This window comes from Marinobacter salsuginis, from assembly GCF_009617755.1.
Taxonomy (GTDB): Bacteria; Pseudomonadota; Gammaproteobacteria; order Pseudomonadales; family Oleiphilaceae; genus Marinobacter; species Marinobacter salsuginis.
Map to the genome: position 1 here is coordinate 1,901,551 of NZ_BGZH01000001.1, position 19,607 is coordinate 1,921,157.

16 protein-coding genes are annotated in these 19,607 nt (G+C 59.6%); 4 read left to right on the forward strand and 12 right to left on the reverse strand.

Annotated elements, in window-relative coordinates:
* Positions 1–2 precede the first annotated feature (2 nt).
* Positions 3–488 (forward strand): tRNA (N6-threonylcarbamoyladenosine(37)-N6)-methyltransferase TrmO, encoded by a 486-nt coding sequence (gene tsaA, locus GJU83_RS08705; protein WP_153634108.1) that lies wholly within the window; start codon positions 3–5, stop codon positions 486–488.
* A gap of 4 nt (positions 489–492) precedes the next feature.
* Here the strand turns inward: tsaA and GJU83_RS19205 are convergent, their stop codons facing one another.
* Complete coding sequence (locus GJU83_RS19205) at positions 493–798, reverse strand: hypothetical protein (protein WP_228715161.1); 306 nt, start codon at positions 796–798, stop codon at positions 493–495.
* Between the two features lie 134 nt (positions 799–932).
* Positions 933–1,892, reverse strand: coding sequence for a LysR family transcriptional regulator (locus GJU83_RS08715; protein WP_153634109.1), 960 nt, complete (start codon positions 1,890–1,892; stop codon positions 933–935).
* 228 nt (positions 1,893–2,120) lie between these two features.
* Between GJU83_RS08715 and GJU83_RS08720 the strand changes: the two genes are divergently transcribed.
* The gene (locus tag GJU83_RS08720; protein WP_153634110.1) at positions 2,121–3,071 is read left to right on the forward strand and encodes a DMT family transporter; all 951 of its coding nucleotides are present in this window, start codon (positions 2,121–2,123) and stop codon (positions 3,069–3,071) included.
* On the opposite strand, the gene GJU83_RS08725 is transcribed toward GJU83_RS08720, so the two are convergent.
* The 10 genes from GJU83_RS08725 to GJU83_RS08770 all read right to left on the reverse strand — a co-directional run bounded on the left by GJU83_RS08725 (position 3,028) and on the right by GJU83_RS08770 (position 17,060).
* Positions 3,028–3,480 carry a hypothetical protein gene (locus GJU83_RS08725; RefSeq protein WP_153634111.1) on the reverse strand — a complete coding sequence of 151 codons (453 nt, stop codon included), beginning with the start codon at positions 3,478–3,480 and terminating at the stop codon, positions 3,028–3,030. The two genes, GJU83_RS08720 and GJU83_RS08725, sit on opposite strands and share 44 nt — an antisense overlap.
* A 151-nt stretch (positions 3,481–3,631) precedes the next feature.
* Positions 3,632–4,216 carry a gamma-glutamylcyclotransferase gene (locus GJU83_RS08730; protein WP_153634112.1) on the reverse strand — a complete coding sequence of 195 codons (585 nt, stop codon included), beginning with the start codon at positions 4,214–4,216 and terminating at the stop codon, positions 3,632–3,634.
* Positions 4,217–4,252: 36 nt separating this feature from the next.
* Positions 4,253–4,876, reverse strand: coding sequence for a MarC family protein (locus GJU83_RS08735; protein ID WP_153634113.1), 624 nt, complete (start codon positions 4,874–4,876; stop codon positions 4,253–4,255).
* Positions 4,877–4,991: 115 nt separating this feature from the next.
* Positions 4,992–5,945, reverse strand: a complete 954-nt coding sequence (locus GJU83_RS08740) for a transglutaminase family protein (protein ID WP_153634114.1) — start codon at positions 5,943–5,945, stop codon at positions 4,992–4,994.
* 10 nt (positions 5,946–5,955) lie between these two features.
* The gene (locus GJU83_RS08745) at positions 5,956–8,460 is read right to left on the reverse strand and encodes a circularly permuted type 2 ATP-grasp protein (RefSeq protein WP_153634115.1); all 2,505 of its coding nucleotides are present in this window, start codon (positions 8,458–8,460) and stop codon (positions 5,956–5,958) included.
* 89 nt (positions 8,461–8,549) lie between these two features.
* Positions 8,550–11,852 (reverse strand): transglutaminase family protein, encoded by a 3,303-nt coding sequence (locus tag GJU83_RS08750; protein WP_153634116.1) that lies wholly within the window; start codon positions 11,850–11,852, stop codon positions 8,550–8,552.
* Positions 11,853–11,887: 35 nt separating this feature from the next.
* Positions 11,888–12,826: an alpha-E domain-containing protein gene (locus GJU83_RS08755; protein WP_069182332.1), complete on the reverse strand. Its 939-nt coding sequence runs from the start codon at positions 12,824–12,826 to the stop codon at positions 11,888–11,890.
* 1 nt (position 12,827) lies between these two features.
* On the reverse strand, positions 12,828–14,288 hold the full coding sequence (locus GJU83_RS08760; RefSeq protein WP_153634117.1) for a circularly permuted type 2 ATP-grasp protein: 1,461 nt from the start codon (positions 14,286–14,288) through the stop codon (positions 12,828–12,830).
* A 14-nt stretch (positions 14,289–14,302) separates the two neighbouring features.
* Complete coding sequence (locus tag GJU83_RS08765; protein ID WP_153634118.1) at positions 14,303–15,361, reverse strand: zinc-binding metallopeptidase family protein; 1,059 nt, start codon at positions 15,359–15,361, stop codon at positions 14,303–14,305.
* 115 nt (positions 15,362–15,476) lie between these two features.
* Positions 15,477–17,060, reverse strand: a complete 1,584-nt coding sequence (locus GJU83_RS08770; protein WP_153634119.1) for a flavin-containing monooxygenase — start codon at positions 17,058–17,060, stop codon at positions 15,477–15,479.
* Positions 17,061–17,290: 230 nt separating this feature from the next.
* On the opposite strand from GJU83_RS08770, the gene GJU83_RS08775 reads away from it, so the two are divergent.
* Both GJU83_RS08775 and GJU83_RS08780 read left to right on the forward strand, forming a co-directional pair.
* Positions 17,291–17,923, forward strand: coding sequence for a TetR family transcriptional regulator (locus GJU83_RS08775; RefSeq protein WP_153634120.1), 633 nt, complete (start codon positions 17,291–17,293; stop codon positions 17,921–17,923).
* A gap of 104 nt (positions 17,924–18,027) precedes the next feature.
* Positions 18,028–19,605 carry a Re/Si-specific NAD(P)(+) transhydrogenase subunit alpha gene (locus GJU83_RS08780; protein ID WP_153634121.1) on the forward strand — a complete coding sequence of 526 codons (1,578 nt, stop codon included), beginning with the start codon at positions 18,028–18,030 and terminating at the stop codon, positions 19,603–19,605.
* Positions 19,606–19,607 lie beyond the last annotated feature (2 nt).

Sequence of the window (19,607 nt, forward strand, 5' to 3'; positions counted from 1 at the left end):
CCATGACCGACCCCGGAGATCTGCGACCCAACGAGGAGGCCGTGGAACTTGAACCGGCCTCCGATGCCTCGCTTCGCTTCATCGGCACCATCCGCACGCCCTGGCGCGACCGCAAAGACTGCCCGCGCCAGGGCAAGCTCGACGGCCCCGAATGTCAGCTGGTACTGGACCCGGTCTGGCACCAGGCCCTGGAGGGCCTTGAAAACTATGACACCATCGAAGTGCTCTACTGGCTCGACCAGAGCCGCCGGGATCTGATCCGGCAAAGCCCTATAAGCGATGGCCAGACGTTTGGCACCTTTGCCCTGCGATCGCCGGTTCGGCCCAACCCGATCGGCACCTCCATGGTTAAACTGGTTCGCATCGAAAAAGGAACGCTGGTTGTGCGCGGCCTGGACTGTCTGGACGAAACGCCCTTACTGGACATCAAACCGGACCGGTGCGCCTTCAGCCCGAAGGCGCCGGATAAACCTGGGAGTAGAGACTGAATCTTTACTGATCGAGGATGTCGATGATTTCCCGAGTGTCCTTGATGACCGTATAGATGCGGTCTTCCACTCTCACTTCTGCCCGTCCATCGCCGATATCGCGAACATCGCCGTAATCGTATAGCTCACGATGCAAACGGTCGCCGCGGCCAATATCCAGCTTTTTCTGCCAGCCCGGAGGCAGCGGCTTGCCCTGCTCCACCTTCTTCTGCAGTCCGGGCGGCAATGCATCGCTATGGTTGCCAGCGTTTACAGGCATGGTCGCACCGAACAGCAGCACCATTGCGACAGCGGATAGAGTTTTAAACATGAATAGCTTGCTCCTCTCGGGCATGGATTGCGTTCATTTAAACTGGATGGCCAGCATACGAGATCTTTGTGTCTACACGCTGAGTCTTCGGCTTGCGTTCCCTGACAGAACAAAAGCTCTGTTCGCCGGGCAATTTACTGAGGTATAGCTTCCGGACGCAAACCAGAACTGATCGCCTCTGCGACCAGCCACCGGCGAAGGAGCTGAATCCCTCGTTCACGGCGCCGGCTGGTTTTCCATGCAAAATAGAAAATATCGCCCGTCATGACGGAATGGCAGGGCAAGCGCACGAAGTCGCTGGAATCCTTCCGGGTACTGAGCATGTAATCGTTGGTCAATGCGATTCCCTGGTGAAAGCGCGCGGCTTCAAGCGACAGCAGCATATGGCTTGAATGCAGCAAACGGCTCGATCGGGGCAGCTCCAGGCCCGCCTCGCGGTACCAGGCTTCCCAGTCCCCGCCCTGCCGGTCATAGATACTGTAGGTCGATAACAACGGAAACTCCGCCACCATTTCCGGCGTCAACGAGACCGATGACGGGTCACCAGCCACTTCCTCCAAGTCCAGTTCCCGACGAATCTTCTGCCAATAGTCCTGACTGCACACCGGGAACAGACGCTCCTCGTAAAGCAGCTCATAGCTGAACGCCGGCGACGTGGGTTTAACGGTAACAAAGCAATCCGCCACCCGATCCGACAACACCGGATTCTGACTGCTCATTTCCAGCGACAGATCCAGCTGAGGATGCAACCGCTTCAGATCCGGCAACCTGGGCACCAACCACCGAACAGCAAATGAGCTGAACACCGACAGCCGCAGCAAGGACTCCTCATGGCCCAGCAACTGCTCACTGGCCCGCTCAATCTGCAGCAGCGCCGAGCTGACTGCATCCAGATACTGCCGCCCCTCATCGGTCAACGACAGCGTTCGCCCACTGCGCCAGAACAACTGCTCCCCCAGATAGGTTTCCAGCTGTTTTATCTGGTGACTGACCGCACTCTGGCTCACCGCCAGCTCTTCGGCAGCAAGGGAAAAGCTGTTGAGACGGGCAACGGCTTCAAATACGGGCAGGGCTTTCAGGGGTGGCAGCTTCATTATCTAATTTTCTAATAGGTCGTGAATAATGATCATTTTATCGGATATTAAAGCCCAAATAGAATGCCTGAGCCAGTTAGGGGAGCTCGGGCAGCAAATGGCTTCCGAAAATGCTCGGAGCCATGGAAGGCGAGGAGCAAGCGTACATGGACGTACTCGCAGCGGTTTTCGGAAGCCATTTGCTGACCGGGCTCATGCACCCAAAGTTCAGGAATTGAGGAGAAAAACATGTCAGGAAAAACCGTAAACAGCGCCATCCTTCTGCTGGTGATCGGCAACGCCATGGCATTGATCTCTGACGTATTCATCAAACTGCTTGAACCCGGCGCCCCGGTGTTCCAGTTTGCTTTCCTGCGCTGCCTGATCACCCTGGCCTTCCTTTTACCGCTGGCCAAACAACTGGACCGGAAAAACCTGTTCGCCGGCCTGAAAATCCACACCTTCCGGGCTCACGTTCACCTGGCTGGAATTCTGTGCATGGTGATCGCCCTGGGCAACCTGCCCCTGGCGACTGCCAACGCCGTGTTCTATGCAGCGCCGATCCTGGTCATGGTGCTCTCGGTGTTCCTGTTCCGGGAAAAGCTGACTCCACTGAGCGTCACCGCTGTGTTCAGCGGCTTTGCCGGCATCGTGCTAATCCTTCGGCCGGTGGAATTCAACTGGGCGGCCGTGGCGGCACTCGCCTCAGCCTTTGCCCTGGCCATCAACGCCGTACTGGTGAGGAAACTGCCGAAACAGCAGAGCACCGTCCACAAACTGTTCCTGAACTACCTGCTGATTCTGCCAGCGGCTGGTGCCCTGGCCTGGTGGGAAGGTGCCGAATGGGATTCGGGCATCCTGATCGGCGCCATGGGCTCGGCGCTGTTCATTCTGGGCTACAACATTACCGTGCTGCTGGCCTACCGGCAGGTGGATGCCAACCAGGTTACCAGCGCCGAGTACACTGGTCTGATCTGGGCCGTGGGGATTGGCTGGATCTGGTTCGGGGAAGTGCCCGACCTGTGGTTCCTGGCGGGCAGCCTGATGATTGTTGTGCCCTTGCTGCTGATCGGGTTGCAGCACCGGCGCAGGGAACCGCCCAGGGGATTCAATCCGGCCCCTGAGCAACAGGAACGCAGGGGCCGGGAGGCGTCATTCAGTGCCGGGAAGATTCGATTAGCACATGAGTGTCGTGAATGATCCGACCGATCCTGGCCTCCGGTGGCAATCCGTCACCGTAGCCCAGCTTGATGCGGTAATGGCCCGAATCGTGGCGATGCCAGTCACGCCGGCGGTCATAGCGGTCACGATAGACATCGCGCTTGTGTTTCTTGCCCCAGTGACGCTTGTCAGCATGATATCTGTGGCGATCGTGGTACTTTCGGTCCCACTTATGCTGCTTGTGGTGCCGGGGCTTGTGATGATGCCGATCATAACGGTCGTCGCGGTAATGGGCCTGCAGGAACTTTTTCTGTTGGCCCGGCGGCAGGGCATTGCCCCGCTCATGGTGCTTTTGCCAGCCGTGACCACGGCGGTCATCGTCGGCCATCACCGGAGCAGATCCCATCAGGAAGGCCGTTATCAGGCTTCCGATCAACAATCGTTTCATGATGATTCTCCCGTTCTGTTCAGAGACGGATCCTGCATCCGGACCCAGTGCCGGATGCCTCTGAACCCAGATTATCGAACCGGGAGAGAATGTCAGTGCCCCGGGGCGGGCTTTGCAGGATCTTTACGAAATGCCCGGTCTGCTTGACGTTCTAGTGGCCCTTCGTGTCGTTTTCGAAGGCAGACTTCAGGTGGGATTCAAGGGCAAACGTGTGGGGACAATCGGCACCGAGGGCGCGGAGCGATTCAGCCAGCCGTAACAGATACTCGGCATTGGGACCACTGGGCCCCGAGGCAGAGGCTATTTGTCTGGCAATATCGGCGTCCGGCGCATGGCCGAGGAAGGCTTCGTTGTCTTCGGTGGCAATGTAAACCAGACCCTCGGCATGGCTGCCATCGTCGAAGGTGAGCCTGGTACTCAGGCGCAGATAGCCGTTCTTTTCCCGGACATCCAGGTGTTCGAACACATTGGGCGACACCCGGAACGCCATACCCTTGCAGACGGCCTCCGGCTTTTCTATGAGGGTTACCACCCTTCCAGGCGCTTCGGGGGTTCCCCGGTGATCGTGTGACCCCTGCCAGAACCGCCGCTCCCAACCCCGAATCGACGCCGGGCGCTGCTCAAGAAAAGGAAAATCGACCTTGTAGATCAGGGAACCATAGCCGAACAACCAGACCGACTCGACACCGGAAAAATCGTGCCTTTTGCGATTGTGTTCAATGGTATTGGCAGACATCAGACACCCTGCAGCAAAAACGGACCGCCGAATACTTTAGGTGGAGGCAATAAAACCGGCAATACCCGTCAGGACAATTTCAGCCGCCATGGCCGAGAGGATCAGACCGCTGATCTTGGACATGATGTTCAGGCCGGTCTTGCCCAGCACTTTCTCAAGATAGCCTGACAGGTGCAGCAGAACCGCCAGGATTACCAGGCTCGATACCAGCCCCAGCAGCCCGCCGGCTACTTCGGACACCCGGTTGAGTTCCGCACCGTACACCATAATCGCACCGATGGTGGCCGGACCAATCATCACCGGTATGGCCAGCGGCACAACGGCAATGTCATCCCGATCCTCATCCGGCAAACCGGTGGCGTGATTCCGGGTACCACTGGTGACCAGACTGATGGCAGTCAGGAACAGCAGACTACCGGCACCGATACGGAAAGAATTCAGAGTAATGCCGATGGCGCTGAACAGCAGCGGGCCGGCGAAGAACAGAATGACTCCCAGAATGAACGCCGAAATGCAGGCCCGGCGGATAATCGACGTCTTCTCGGTTGCCGGCAGGCCGCGGGTAAGCGCCAGGAACATGGTCACCACAAAGAAAGGCGCCAGCAGGAACAGGAAGCGAATGGTGCTGCTGATGTAGGTGGAGAAAAATGTTTCAATCATTCCGTGTTGTCCAGGTGCCGTCGAAAGCCCGCAAGCATAGCTTGCTACGGGGTACTCTGCCGTAAGGAAGTGAACGTATGGAGAAGCTGAACCATCAACTACCGGGTGGATCAGGTTATGTGGAAAGCTCCTCGAGATAGGTCTCGCCGTCTCCGTACAGGGAGGAGAATTCGGCCTCGGGCACCACGGTAACAGCAATCTCCGGCTCGTGATCACCGCCGCCGAGCAGCACGCCCCGCATGGGCGTGATATCGGAAAAGTCCCGGCCCCAACCGAGGGTGATGTGTTCAAGATCCGGTCTCACGGCGTTGGTGGGATCCAGCTCCAGCCAGCCGAAATCCGGCACGAATACAGCGACCCAGGCATGGGTGGCATCGGCGCCGACCAGCCGCTCCTTGCCCTCGGGCGGATGTGTCAGGATATACCCGCTCATATAGCGGGCAGCCAGACCGACGGAGCGCAGACAGGCAATCATGATGTGTGAGAAATCCTGGCACACTCCGCGACGGGCCTTGAATGCCTGCTCGACCGGGGTGAAGGTTTCCGTGGCCGTTGCATCGAAGCTGAAATCGCGATGAATCATCCGCATCAGGGCATCCGCCGCCTCCACCAGGGGCCGGCCCGGAAGAAAGGCCTCTCGTGCGTAGGCGGCATACTGGGAATCAATGGGCACGTTGGTGGAGACAAACCGGAACGCCGTGGCCTGAAGATGGTCCGGCGGGAACTTCCTGTCTGCACGGTACCGCAGGCTATCGCGCACGGCCTCCCAGGGCACCTTGGCAGCCGCAGCCGAGGGCTTCGGCCGGTCGCGCAATTCCACCCAGAACTCGCTGACGATCTCCAGGTACTCGTGGTCACCGGTGAAATGAATCTTGGTGATCCGGTTGCCGAAGCAGTCGAGAAACGAGCGCCGTGCCGACGGCTCCGGCGAGATCGCCAGGTGGTGCTCAAGGTTTCTTTGCCACGGAAGCGCCCGTGGCGTCAGCCTCAGCAAATGATGGGACTCCCCCACCACCTGGTCGTACTGGTACAGGGTCTCATGACGCACATGGTAACGGACAAATGTCATGACAGCCCCCTCAATCCGGTTTCACAGGCCGGTCCGAATACCGGGTGTGAATGAAACACTGCCGCTGGATTTCATCCGATACACGATAGGCCTCCGACCGGATGTCGTACAACAACTCCGCCAGAACCTCGCAGGCTTTGTCCGGTCGTTTGCGCTCAAATGGGTGCAGATCAAGTGCCTGGAGACGCTGAAGTGATTCGTTCAGGTCCGGGGGGAAGAGTTGGCCGGTTTTCCGGCTCATCTCCGGCAGATCCTTCTGTAGCTGCCGCAGCTGGAACATCACCGAATGGGGGTTGCTCGCGTCGATCACCAGGGTATGAATGACGCCCAGCAACTCCGGTGTCCGACGGTATCGGGTCCGATAGGTCACTTCCGAGTTGGCCACTTCCAGCAGCCACTCCAGCATCGCCTGACGGCTGAATCTGTCGCTCAACAACGGCACGCAGATCAGGGTACAGAGATTGGCAAGGCGCTCCAGGCGCCGACCGATCACCAGGAAAACCCAGCTGGCATCCCGTGTGATGTCATCCATGGCGAAACCGGCCAGGGAGATACAGTCCAGCAACACCAGATTCAACGCCCGGATGGACTGGTCCGGGGTGGTTGGCGCCGGTCTCAGGGGCTTACCCACCCGATTAAGCGTGTGCCAGTTGTCGGAGGACAGCCTATCCCGAACCTGGCTGGCATTGAACAGCAGCGCCTGGAGAATGGCCGCGATCGAACCAGGGGATGTCACGTCGCTCACCGCCCTGAGCAACACGTCTGGAAGCGGCTCGGGTACCGCGTCTTCTTCAGGTTCCGGGAGAGTGCCAAACTGCTCGGCCGCCTGCTGGAGCCCGAGCAGGGCTTCCTCGCTGGCCTGGTCGTGCCCCGACAGGCGGTTGAAAGCCGCCCGCAACAACCGGGCGGTACCTTCCGCCCGCTCCGAGTGCCGGCCCATCCAGAACAGGTTTTCGCCCACCCGCGAGGGCGTGTCCCGCTCTCCGTCCAGCAGGTCGGAAACCTGCAGACGTTTCTTGATCAGCGATTTGGAGGGTGCCGTATAGCGAGCCTGCACCCAGGTATCCTTTGAAAGTCCACCCCGCTGCATGGAGATGACTTCCACACCCTCATCCATGGCCACCCGGGTCAGCCCACCGGGCATGACCCGCCAGCCCGAAGGCGTGGCTGCCGCGAACAACCGCAAGCCGATGGACCGGGTTGCCAGCGGCTGGTCCTGATCACCCTTCCAGACCGGCGCCTGCGATAGGTGGACCAGTTCCTGACCGACAAAGGCATGGGGATGGGCATGCATCTTTTTGAGCAGGGCCTCCCGCTCTGCGCCTTTTACCTGATAGCCGAACACCGGTTCCATGCGCATGCTTGCAAACGCCGGCTTGATCACCAGTTCATCCAGGTGCTCGATCACGTAGTCCAGGGCCGGTTTTTCACCACACCACCAGGAGGCTACCGACGGCATGGCCAGAGGCGAGCCCAGCAGCTTCTTCGAAATCTCCGGCAGGAAGCCAAACAACGCGGCACTTTCAAGAACGCCAGAACCCAGGGCATTTGCCATCAACACCTTGCCGGCCCGCACTGCACCCAGAAGCCCGGGAATGCCCAGTACGGAATCGGCGCGAAGTTCCAGCGGATCACAGAAACCGTCGTCCAGCCGGCGATAGATGGCATGCACCCGGCGCAGGCCCTGGAGGGTTTTCAAGTAGACGGTGTCATCACGCACGGTCAGATCCTGGCCTTCAACCAGGGGGAACCCCAGATAACGGGCCAGGAATACATGCTCGAAATAGGTTTCGTTGAACCGCCCGGGGGTCAAAAGCACGCAAAGCGGCGATTCGGTTCCGGCTGGCGACATACCCGCCAGGCTGTTCTGAAAGCCCTGGAAAAACTCAGAAAGGTTGGTCACCGGCAGGTTGTGGAACGGCGCCGGGAACGCCCGGGAAATCACCAGCCGGTTCTGAAGCGCGTAACCAGCCCCGGAAGGCGCCTGGGTTCTGTCCGCCATCACCCACCAGCCGCCGTCCGGCGCGCGCGCCAGATCCACGGCGTACAGGTGCAGGAACCGGCCACCGGCAGGCTTAATGCCCTGGCACGGCCACTGGAAACCGGCCTGGCCATAGACCAGGGCCGGTGGCATAAGACCTTGTTTTAAAAGCGATTGCTCGCCATAAAGATCGGCCAGAACGCTGTCCAGAAGCTCGGCACGCTGGGTAACCGCCTTCGAGAGCCACTGCCACTCATCGGCGCCCAGCACCAGCGGCAGCAGATCCACCTCCCAGGGCCGGGTATCGCCGCGGGGGTCTTCATAGACGTTGTAGGTTACGCCGTCTTCAGCAATGGCATTGGAAACGGCCTGGGCCCGGAGGTTGAGGCCGGCAACCGACTCCAGGTTCAGCTGCTGCAACAAGGGCCGCCAGTGTGGCTTCGGCCCCGAACCCAGTGAGCCAAGCTCATCAAACCGATCCGGCACCGGGTGGTACTGGCGGAGGATGTCAGTAACTGCTTGCTGCTTCGCCACCGTGAATTCGGGCTCCGTTAGTCAGTGAGCTGGAAGCATAGCCGCTTTGTACTCTTCGGAGCCAGCATCAAAACACACGTCCATGCATCTTATTTGTGATATCGCAGATCCAGAGTGAACGGGAACTCCCGATGCTCCGGAACTGGCCGCAGGGGTTGTTGCCCCGAGCTGTGTCCCATCCGGAAGAAGCGCGCCATGCGGCGGCCTTCTGCCTCGAACGAATTCACCGGCAGAGTCTCGAAATTCCGGCCACCGGGATGGGTCACGTGGTATTCACACCCGCCCAGGCTGCGTTCATTCCAGGTATCTACGATATCAAACACCAGCGGCCCATCCACACCAATGGTCGGGTGCATGCACTGCGACGGCTGCCAGGCCCGGTAACGGACTCCGGCAACCGATTCTCCCACCATGCCGGTGGGCTGAAGTGGCAGAGGCACCCGATTGCAGGTGATCTGGTAGCGATCCGGCGCAGCACCGCGCACCTTTACCTGCAAACGCTCCAGGGAGGAGTCCACATAGCGTGCGGTGCCACCGATCGCACCGTGCTCCCCCGTTACGTGCCAGGGCTCCAGGGCCGAGCGCAGCTCAAGGGTAATGCCTTTAACCTTGTAGTCGCCGATCCGGGGGAACCGGAACTCGAAATGGGGCGCAAACCACTCGCTCTCGAGCGGGTAACCGCGCGCCTTCATATCGTCGATCACATCTTCGAAGTCCTGCCAGACATAGTGGGGCAGCAGGAAACGGTCGTGCAGTTCGGTGCCCCAGCGCACCAGCCCTGGCGGCTTGTAGGGTTGCTCCCAGAAGCGTGCCACCAGCGCGCGCAACAGCAGCTGCTGGGTCAGGCTCATGCGGGCATGGGGCGGCATCTCGAAGGCACGCAGCTCCAGCAAACCGTGACGCCCGCCCGGACCGTCCGGGGAATAGAGCTTGTCGATACAGAACTCGGCTCGATGGGTATTGCCCGTGACATCCGTGAGCAGATCCCGGAGCAAGCGGTCCACCACCCAGGGCGCGACTTTCTTGCCCACCGGACAGAGCCGCTCCATCTCCTTGAAGGCCAGCTCCATTTCGAACACATGGTCGTTACGGGCCTCGTCAATCCTGGGGGCCTGGGAGCTGGGGCCGATGAACAGGCCGGAGAACAGGTAGGACAGACTGGGATGGTTATGCCAGTAGCTGATCAGGCTGCGCAACAGATCCGGGCGCCGCAGGAACGGAGAATCCTCGGCCCTTTGCGAGCCCAGCACAAAATGGTTACCGCCACCGGTGCCGGTATGACGGCCGTCCATCATGAACTTCTCGGACGTGAGCCGGCATTCGTAGGCGTATGCATAGAGCGTCTCGGTCTGTTCAACCAGCTCATCCCAGGTCTTGACCGGCTGCACATTCACTTCGATCACCCCCGGATCCGGCGTAATCCGGAAATGACTCAACCGTGGGTCGCTGGGTGGCTCATAGCCTTCCAGCAAGACCGGTTGTTTGAGCTCTGCGGCGGTCTTCTCGATGGCCGAGACCAGCGCAAGATAAGGCTCAAGCTCCGCCAGCGGCGGCATGAAAACGCGAAGGATGCCATCCCGGGGCTCCACACAAAGGGCCGTTCGGACAATCTCGGGTGCTGACTTGCCTTTGACAGGTGGCTTCAGCTCCGAAGACGGCTGGCCAGCCTGGCTGTGGCTGTTCCACTGACGGATCTGTTCGCTGACAGGCAAGGGCCCGCGAGGGGCAAACGGGTCCTGTTCGTGGATCCAGGGGTAATCCGCTTCTTCCACCCAGGGCTGACTGTCCAGGGGCAGCCGGTGGCCCATGGGGGAGCCGCCCGGAATCAGGTAGCAACGCTCACTGCGCAGGAACCAGGGTCCGGTCTCCCAGGCCTTCTCCTTTTCGGAAACACGCAGTGGCAGCACGTAGCCGACGGGCTTATCCAGACCCCGGCTGAATATCTGCTGAAGCTGCTTCCGCTCAAGGGCATTCTCAAGCTTGGCATCAAAGGGATCGACGTTGACCGGCAGCCGTCGTTCCCGCCAAAGGTAATAAAAGGCATCCTCGAACCCCGGGAACAGGTGCTTTTCATCGACACCCAGTTCCGTCGCCAGGGCCGACAAAAACCGGTGAGCATCTTCCGGGCCTGCCTTGCCTTCCGTGCGTTCGTCCGCCAGCCAACGCTCGTCATGCCAGATCGGCTCGCCATCCTTGCGCCAGAAACAGTTCAGTGACCAGCGGGGCAGCGGCTCTCCCGGGTACCATTTGCCCTGGCCGAAATGCACCAGCCCACCGGCACCATAGCGGTCCCGCATCCGGTGATAGAGCTCAATGGCCTTCTTGCGCTTTGTGGGGCCCATGGCCTCGGTGTTCCACTCGGGCTCATCACGGTCGTGATTGGCCACGAAAGTGGGTTCACCGCCCTGAGTCAGACGCACATCGAGCTCGGTCAGGCGCTGGTCCACCTCATGCCCCAGATCCACGACGCGTTGCCACTGCTCCTCGGTGTAGGGTTTGGTCACCCGCGGCGCTTCCCAGATGCGCTGGACGCCCATCTGATGCTCGAATTCGACCTCGCAGTCTTCCACCATGCCGGATATGGGCGCGGCCGAAGACGGATCCGGGCTGCAGGCCAGCGGAATGTGACCTTCCCCGGCAAACAGGCCAGACGTGGGATCCAGTCCCACCCAACCGGCGCCGGGCAGGAAGACCTCGCACCAGGCGTGCAGGTCAGTGAAGTCTTCCTCCGCGCCCGAGGGGCCATCCAGTGCTTTCAGGTCCGCCTTGAGCTGAATCAGGTAACCGGAGACGAACCGCGCCGCCAGCCCAAGGTGCCGAAGCGTCTGGACCAGCAACCAGGTGGAATCCCGACAGGATCCGGAGCCTTTTTTCAGGGTCTCTTCCGGCGTCTGCACGCCCGGCTCCATCCGGATCAGATAATCAATCCGGTTGGCTAGCCGCTGGTTTACGCCCACCAAGAAATCGACGCTGGGCGTTTCCTTGCGGTCTATGGTGGCCATCCATTTACGGAATTCCGGTGTTTCCGGCAATTTCTGCAAGTAAGGCGCCAGCTCCGCCGTCTGCCATTCCTCATAGTCGAAGGGAATGGTCTCCGCCCGGGGTTCCAGAAAGAAATCGAAAGGGTTGATCACCGCCATCTCGGCAACCAGGTCCACCGTGATTTTCAGCTCGTCGGTCTTTTCCGGAAACACCAGCCGGGCCAGATAGTTGGCCTGCGGGTCCTGTTGCCAGTTCAGGAAGTGACCTTCCGGCTCAACCTTCAGTGAGTAACTGAGAATTCGGGTTCGCGCATGTGGACAGGGGCGCAAACGAACGATCTGCGGCCCCAGGGTGATGGGCCGCTCGTAGCGATAGTGAGTGGTGTGGCTCAGGGCAACGTGAATCGACATGGAACCTATCTCGCAGGCGAATAGTGTTGGGAGTTTCAGGCTGTCTCGTAGACAGGAAACCAGGTCTCTGCAATGTCGTCGTGAAGTTCACCGATCTCCAGCTGCAGGTTCTCCAGGAACAGGATCACGTCCTCCTTGCGGATCAACGCATCCACGTCGCCTTCACGGGTGTGACGGACCGCCTGCAGCGCCGTGCGCAGCGGAATCTCGTTCCTGGGCAGGCGACCGAGGGCACCGGCCACTTCGCTGAGACTGTGTAGCACCGAGCGCGGGAAGGGTTCGTTCTGCAACAGGAAGCGAATCACCAGAGGCCCGCTGACCTTGCGCCGCACGTTGTGGCGGTACATCTGGAAGGCACTCTGGTAGCGCAGAACGCTCGTCCACAATAGCCCGCCGTAGGTTTCCGTGCCGTCCCAGCCATCGAGGAACTGCAGAGCTCCCACTTCAATCTGACGGGTGGCCATGTCGGCCCGCTCAAGGTTGCGACCCACCCGGATGAAGTCGTAGCCCTCGTCGTGACTCATACACCCGGCCAGCAAACCATTGAGCATCTGGCAGCGACCGACGATCTCGTTCAGGAACTCGTACCGCGCCCGTTTCCCCACTCCCTGGTCGATGTGCTCCTGGATGTAGCGGTACAGTTCATTGATGACTTCCCAGGCGTCGGTCGGCACCTGGTCCCGGGTGGTGCGCACATTCTCCCGGGCAGCCTTGATGCAGGAGGCGATGGAACTCGGGTTGTAACTGTCGGCCATCAGAAACTTCACACAGTTGCGCTCATCGGCCTTCTGGTGGTGCTGGTCAAACAACGCGCCCATGCCCGTTACCGCCACCAGCCCCTTCCAGGACAGCTGGGTCTCCTTGGGCATATCCAGCGCCAGGGAATTGAAAGCCATGATCATCCGGGCGTTGTTCTCGGCCCGTTCAAGGTATCTGGCCATCCAGTACAGTCTTTCCGCTACACGTGACAGCACATCAGTTCTCCTCGTCCACGATCCAGGTATCCTTGCTTCCACCGCCCTGGGAGGAATTCACCACCAGGGAGCCCTTGCGCATCGCTACCCGCGTCAGCCCGCCGGCCGTTACATAGGTTCTCACGCCCTGCAGCACAAAAGGCCGCAAATCCAGATGCCGTGGCGCCAACCCCTCGTCGCACAGGGTGGGCGCCACCGACAGGCTCAGCGTAGGCTGCGCGATGTAATTGCGCGGGTTCTTCTTGATCAGGCGGGCGAACTCGGTGCGTTGCTTCTTGGTGGAATGCGGCCCCACCAGCATGCCGTAGCCACCGGATTCGTTCGCCGGCTTCACCACCAGCTCGTCGAGGTGCTCAAGCACATACTCCTGATCCTGCTTGTTTACGCACATATAGGTGGGCACGTTCGGGATGATCGGCTCCTCATCGAGGTAGTAGCGGATCATGTCCGGCACGAAGGCGTAGATCACCTTGTCATCGGCCACGCCGGCACCAGGCGCATTGGCAAGACCAACCTTGCCGTTGCGCCAGGCCCGCATAAGCCCTGGTACACCAAGAGTGGAATCCGCCCGGAACACCTCGGGGTCCAGGAAGTCGTCATCAATGCGGCGATAGATCACATCGACACGCTCCAGTCCCTCGACCGTGCGCATGTAGACACAATCGTCCTCACCCACCACCAGGTCAGCTCCCTCCACCAGTTCAGCGCCCATGCGCTGGGCCAGGAACGAGTGCTCGAAATAGGCAGAGTTGAAAATACCCGGCGTGAGCACCGCAATTCTGGGATGATCCTGTGGCCTGGGCGATATAGACGCCAGCATGTCGAACAGCTGGTTGGTGTAGTCATCCACTGGCAGGATGCTGGTGTTGTCGAACAGCTCCGGGAATACCCGCTTGGTGAGCTGACGGTTCTCCAGCATGTAGGAAACGCCCGAGGGAACCCGCAGGTTGTCCTCCAGGACATAAACTTTGCCGTCCTTGTCCCGTACCAGGTCCGATCCGCAGATGTGGGCCCAGACCCCCAGGGGTGGCGTAAAGCCCCGGCACTGCTCGCGGAAGTTCTTGGAGTTGGCGAACACGTACTTGGGGATCACCTTGTCCTTGACGATGTTCTGATCGTTGTAGATGTCGTTGATGAACATGTTGAGGGCGGTCAGGCGCTGGGCAAGTCCCTGCTCAATGGTCTCCCACTCGCGGAGCGAGATCACCCGGGGAATGATGTCGAACGGCCAGGCCCGGTCGATATTCTCGCCCTCACTGTAGATGGTGAAGCTGATCCCCATCTCCAGTATCGCAAGCTCGGCCGCTTGCTGGCGTGCCTGGATTTCCTCTGAACCGAGATTGCCCAGGTAGTCGGTAATCGCCGTGGCCGCGCGTCGGGGCTTCCCCTTTGCAGCGATCAGCTCATCGTAGAAGTCATTTGGATCGTAATTTTTCCAGTCTATCGATTTGTTCTTTTTCATTTGGGGTCCTTTCGTTAACCACCGCGTGCTATTCGGTGCACCAGACGGAGCTTTTCGACCACCGGAGCTGCCAGCACGAAGGGGTAGGCGTCCTCGTGCCCCATGCTCCGGTTCAGGCTGTTGAGTGCGAGCGTGAGGGGAAACCAGTGCTTGATCAGCGCATCGAAGTCGTCTGCCTGATAGGGATCAAAGGCAGGATCAAGTTCACTGCGCGTCGGGCTCTGTTCGGCATGCAGTCGCAGGCCGAACTGCCAGGCCGTTTCCAATGTGTCCACCATATGCAGGTAGTGTGCCCAGGTCTCGGCCCAGTCTTCCCAGGCATGGCTGCTGGCGTAGGCGCTGATGTACCAGCTTTGCCAGTCACCCGGCGGACCGTACTGGTAATGCTGGTCCATCGCCTGTTTATAGTCTCTGGTGTCATCGCCAAACATCTCCCGGACCGGCCCGAGCCATGGCCCGGACCGGACCAGCAGATCCCAGTAGTAATGGCCGGATTCGTGGCGAAAATGCCCCAAAACGGTGCGATAAGGTTCAGCCATCTGGCTGCGCATCCGTTCCCGTTCCACCGGGTCCGCCTCGGCAATGTTCACAGTGATCACACCATTGGCATGGCCGGTTTTTACCTTCGACCGCTCGTCAAACATCGCGGGCTGGTCGGCCAGAAAATCGAATGCCATGCCGTACTGATCTTCGTTCCTGGGTTCGCAGGGCAGCTTGAGACGCAGCACGGAATACACCAGGCGCCGTTTTTCCTTCTCAAGACGGCGCCAGAGATCCTGATTTTTGGGGACACTGAGATCGGGAATAGTGCGATTGAGGCGACAGGCAACGCAGAAAGCGTGAAGGTCGGTTTGAGGGATCAGCCAGTTGCAAGTGCCCTGGCTCTGGTAGTTGCCACAGAGCCGGTAAAGATCGCCCCGGGCGACTGCCGCCCAGGTGCCATCATCTTTTGGCTCGATAGCCAGCAAGTCCATGACATCGGGTGCAAAGCCGAGGCCAGACCCGCAACTGGTACAACGACAGTTTTCAAAATACAGCAGGTTGGCGCATCGGCCGCAGTGAAACAGCTTCATTGGGGGACATCCTTGGCCGATACCGGCAAGACCATTGCTTCAAGTATTGGCCATTCGGGCCAAAACGCAACTTAACTACCACGAAACCCGACCGGATGCCCCCGAAAATCCGACGCTAGACAGCCATGGCAGTCTCAGTTCCGGAAACGCTGTCACTCGCGCCTTTACACAGGTATTGCTCTGAGTCGAAGCGCCGCGTCTGGTTCCGGAACTGCCACGTAAAGCCCGGCCACAGTGTGGTGTTCTTACCGTTTTCATTCACGTACCAGCTCTTGCAACCGGTTTGCCACACGGAGTCGCCCAGCCTGGCATGAACAGAGGCGTTATAACGGCTCTGGGCATCCGGTTTCACGTCGATGCTGGTCCACTGCTGCCGGCGCATCTGTTGGAGGGCATCCAGCACGTACTGGATCTGACTCTCGATCATATACACCATGGAGCTGTGGCCGAGGCCGGTATTCGGCCCCATCAGCATGAAGAAATTGGGAAAGCCACTGACGGTGGTGCCTTTGTAAGCCTCGGCGCCGTCTTTCCAGGCATCCAGCAGGTCCTGGCCATTGCGGCCAAAGATCATGCCCGCAGGGATCGGATCCTGGGCCCGGAAACCGGTTCCGTAGATGATGCAATCCACCTGCCGCTCGTTGCCCTGACCGTCGATCACGGTGTTGCCCTGCACCTCACGGATACCCTCGGTCACCACATCCACATGGTCCTGTGCCAGCGCCGGATAGTAGTTGTTGGAAATCAGCACCCGCTTGCAGCCGAAATGGAAATCCGGAGTGACCTTCCTGCGCAGCGCCTTGTCCGGGATCTGGCTACGGATATGCCGGCGGGCCTGCAACTCGCCAAGCTTCAGAATCCGGGGGTTGCCCACAAAGCCCAGCACCCGCGCCTCAAGCGACCAGTAGATACTCTGGCGGAAGGCGTTGAGTGTTTGCGGGAACACCCGGAACAGCCGCTTCTCCAGCCGTCGGATAGCGCGATCCGGCTTGGGCATGATCCACGGCGGTGTGCGCTGGTACAGATCCACCCGTGCCGCCTGCTTTGCCACTTCTGGAACAAACTGGATGGCCGAGGCACCGGTGCCGATCACCGCCACCCGCTTGCCGCGCAGATCGTAGTCGTGGTCCCAGTCCTGGGAATGAAAGCGCTTGCCGGTGAAGGACTCGATTCCCTTGATCTCCGGATAAGCTGGTGTACTCAATCCCCCCATCCCGGAAACAAGGATATCCGCCTTCAACGTGCTGAATTCGGGCAGCTTTTCATCGGTGCGATCCAACCGGTCTCCAGGCTTCATACCCTTGTCCTGCATATACGCCCACAATGCTGGGCCATCACAGGTCTCAAGGGTCCACCGCTGTCGGTTTTCGTCAAATCGCGCCCCGGCCACATGGGTGTTCAGGCGGATGTGCTTCATCAGGCCGTATTTCTCGGCACAGTGCTTCAGATAGGCCTTGATCTCGTGCTGCTGGGCATACATCCGGCTCCAGTTGGGGTTCTGTTCGAAGGAAAAGGAGTAGAGTGCAGACTGCACGTCACAGGCACACCCCGGGTAGTGGTTCTGGTGCCAGGTGCCGCCAATGTCGTCACTCTGCTCCAGGATCACGAAGTCGTTGTAGCCGGCTTCCTTGAGTTTGATGGCCATGCCCAGGCCGGAGAAGCCGGTGCCGATGATGGCGATCTGTGTGTTCTGTTCCATTGCTGCACTCCTGTGTTGGCCTGCCTGGCCTTGTCTGTTGTTGTCTAGTTGGTCATGATGACTGGTAGACACATGTATACACAGATTGGTAGACAACCGTATACTCCTGGATCGGTGATTGGCCTCGGTTGACTGGTAGTTGGCCTTTACGGCGGGCTCTGGTTGGGGGGCTGGCCGTTTGTGGGAAGGTGGCCCCGACAGCCGCTCTTGCACCCCACCAAGAGGAAAAGATGAACGGATTAACCGGCGGAAAACTGAAACTCATTCAGGCGGCGCTTCGGCTGATTACCGAAACCCGGAGCCTGACGTCGCTGGGACTGCGGGAGCTTGCCCGTGAGGCGGGGCTGAATCCGAATACGTTTTACCGGCACTTCAAGAGTCTGGATGAATTTGGGCTGACGGTATTGGGCTACATTGCCGAAGAGATGAAAGCCGGCGTCCGGGATTTGCGGCAGATGGCGGACTCGTCCGAACAGGCATCGCGAGATACGGTGGCGTTCGTGTATCACTACTTTCTCGCCAATCCGGCGGCAACTACGGTGGCTGTCCGGGAACTCCACGGCCCTTCCCCGATACTGCGCCGTGCCCTGGAATCACAACTTGAAGCCAGCGCCCGGGAAATGGCCGAGGATATTATCGAGCGGCAGCTGGTGAGCGCCGTGCCGCCCGAAACCATTCATGAAATCTCCCGCATGACGATCCGCTACATCCTGTTCCGGGCCATGGATTACATCGAGAAACCCGCCCAGCGGGAAACCATCCAGACCGAAACCGAGCACTTCATCAACCGGCAGTTCCGCGGGGCAATGCTTGATCACCTGTCGCAGACAGAAGTCGAACGCCTCGCCCTGAAACACAGCTGAAAAACCTGCGATAACTCCGCTTTCCGGGCAGATCTGGCAACCTGCACTAGTATGTAGATAACCAGAACAAGTGATTGATCGGGAAATCCGGAGGCACTCCAATAATGAAAATCGGTATCCCCAAGGAAATCTTTGAGGACGAGCGGCGAGTAGCCGCGACGCCACCTTCTGTTCACAAGTTAATCGGGCTCGGCTATGAGGTGATCGTTGAAAGCGGCGCCGGCGAAGCCGCGAACTACTCCGATGCTGCATACGAGAAAGTCGAGGCAGCCATCGCAACGGATACCAGCTCTCTCTGGAAAGAGGCCGACTTTATCCTGAAGGTTCGCGCGCCCATGGAGAATCCGGCACTGGGCAAGCACGAAGCGGATCTGATGAAGGAGGGCGCATTTCTGGTGAGCTACATCTGGCCGGCGCAAAACCCGGAATTGCTGGAAAAGCTGGCGGCCAGAAAAATTACGTCTTTCGCCATCGACAGCCTGCCCCGGATCAGCCGCGCCCAGAAAATGGACGCTCTCAGTGCCATGGCTAACATTGCCGGCTATCGGGCGGTGATTGAGGCGGCCAATAACTTCGGGCGATTCTTTACCGGGCAGGTCACCGCCGCAGGCAAAGTACCTCCGGCGAAAATTATGGTGATCGGTGCCGGGGTTGCAGGCCTCGCAGCGATCGGCGCCGCCAACAGCATGGGCGCGATCGTGCGGGCCTTTGATACCCGTCTTGAGGTGAAGGAACAGGTCGAGAGCATGGGGGCCGAGTTCCTGGTTCTGGACTTTGAGGACGAGGATGGCAGCGGCAGTGGCGGCTACGCCAAGCAGATGAGCGACGAGTTCATCAAGGCGGAGATGGCGCTGTTCGCCGAACAAGCAAAAGAAGTGGACATCATCATCACCACCGCCCTGATTCCCGGCAAGCCGGCGCCGAAACTGATCACGGCCGATATGGTGAAATCCATGAAGCCTGGCAGTGTCATCGTGGATCTGGCGTCCGAGCGCGGCGGCAACTGCGAACTCACCGAGCCAGGCAAGGTGGCGCACCATCATGGCGTTACCCTGATCGGGTACACCGACCTGCCCAGTCGCATGGCCAAGGTGGCCAGTGAACTCTACGCCACCAACCTGGTGCACCTGCTTACCGAGCTGACCCCCGAGAAAGACGGCAAACCCGTGGTGAACATGGATGACGAAGTCATCCGGGGCCTGACGGTGGTGCACGAGGAGGACATCACCTGGCCGCCACCAAAACCGGAATCGCCGGTCAGCCCCAAGCCTGCACCCGGCACCGAGGAACCCTCGGCCGCCGACAAGGCAGCGGCCAAGAAAGACGCCGATCGCAAAAGCCTGATTGGCAAAACCGTTCTTCTGGTTGTAACGGCCCTCGCCCTCTACGGCGTTGGCGCTCACGCACCGGAGAGCTTCCTGCAACACTTTACGGTGTTTGTTCTGTCCTGCTTCATCGGTTGGCAGGTCATCTGGAACGTTACGCCTTCCCTGCATACGCCACTTATGAGCGTCACCAATGCGATCAGTGGCATCATCGTTATCGGCGCCATTCTGCACCTGGCCCAGGCGGAGAACATTGCCGTCGGCATCATGGCTTTTGTCGCGGTGCTGATCGCCAGCATCAACGTGGGGGGCGGCTTCCGGGTCACCCATCGCATGCTCAAAATGTTCCGCAAGTAGGA

What these genes read in the sequence shown, in the direction of transcription:
- tsaA (WP_153634108.1), top strand. Translation starts at nt 3, where the DNA reads ATGACCGACCCCGGAGATCTGCGACCCAACGAGGAGGCCGTGGAACTT.
- GJU83_RS19205 (WP_228715161.1), bottom strand. Translation starts at nt 798, where the DNA reads ATGTTTAAAACTCTATCCGCTGTCGCAATGGTGCTGCTGTTCGGTGCG.
- GJU83_RS08715 (WP_153634109.1), bottom strand. Translation starts at nt 1,892, where the DNA reads ATGAAGCTGCCACCCCTGAAAGCCCTGCCCGTATTTGAAGCCGTTGCC.
- GJU83_RS08720 (WP_153634110.1), top strand. Translation starts at nt 2,121, where the DNA reads ATGTCAGGAAAAACCGTAAACAGCGCCATCCTTCTGCTGGTGATCGGC.
- GJU83_RS08725 (WP_153634111.1), bottom strand. Translation starts at nt 3,480, where the DNA reads ATGAAACGATTGTTGATCGGAAGCCTGATAACGGCCTTCCTGATGGGA.
- GJU83_RS08730 (WP_153634112.1), bottom strand. Translation starts at nt 4,216, where the DNA reads ATGTCTGCCAATACCATTGAACACAATCGCAAAAGGCACGATTTTTCC.
- GJU83_RS08735 (WP_153634113.1), bottom strand. Translation starts at nt 4,876, where the DNA reads ATGATTGAAACATTTTTCTCCACCTACATCAGCAGCACCATTCGCTTC.
- GJU83_RS08740 (WP_153634114.1), bottom strand. Translation starts at nt 5,945, where the DNA reads ATGACATTTGTCCGTTACCATGTGCGTCATGAGACCCTGTACCAGTAC.
- GJU83_RS08750 (WP_153634116.1), bottom strand. Translation starts at nt 11,852, where the DNA reads ATGTCGATTCACGTTGCCCTGAGCCACACCACTCACTATCGCTACGAG.
- GJU83_RS08760 (WP_153634117.1), bottom strand. Translation starts at nt 14,288, where the DNA reads ATGAAAAAGAACAAATCGATAGACTGGAAAAATTACGATCCAAATGAC.
- GJU83_RS08765 (WP_153634118.1), bottom strand. Translation starts at nt 15,361, where the DNA reads ATGAAGCTGTTTCACTGCGGCCGATGCGCCAACCTGCTGTATTTTGAA.
- GJU83_RS08770 (WP_153634119.1), bottom strand. Translation starts at nt 17,060, where the DNA reads ATGGAACAGAACACACAGATCGCCATCATCGGCACCGGCTTCTCCGGC.
- GJU83_RS08775 (WP_153634120.1), top strand. Translation starts at nt 17,291, where the DNA reads ATGAACGGATTAACCGGCGGAAAACTGAAACTCATTCAGGCGGCGCTT.
- GJU83_RS08780 (WP_153634121.1), top strand. Translation starts at nt 18,028, where the DNA reads ATGAAAATCGGTATCCCCAAGGAAATCTTTGAGGACGAGCGGCGAGTA.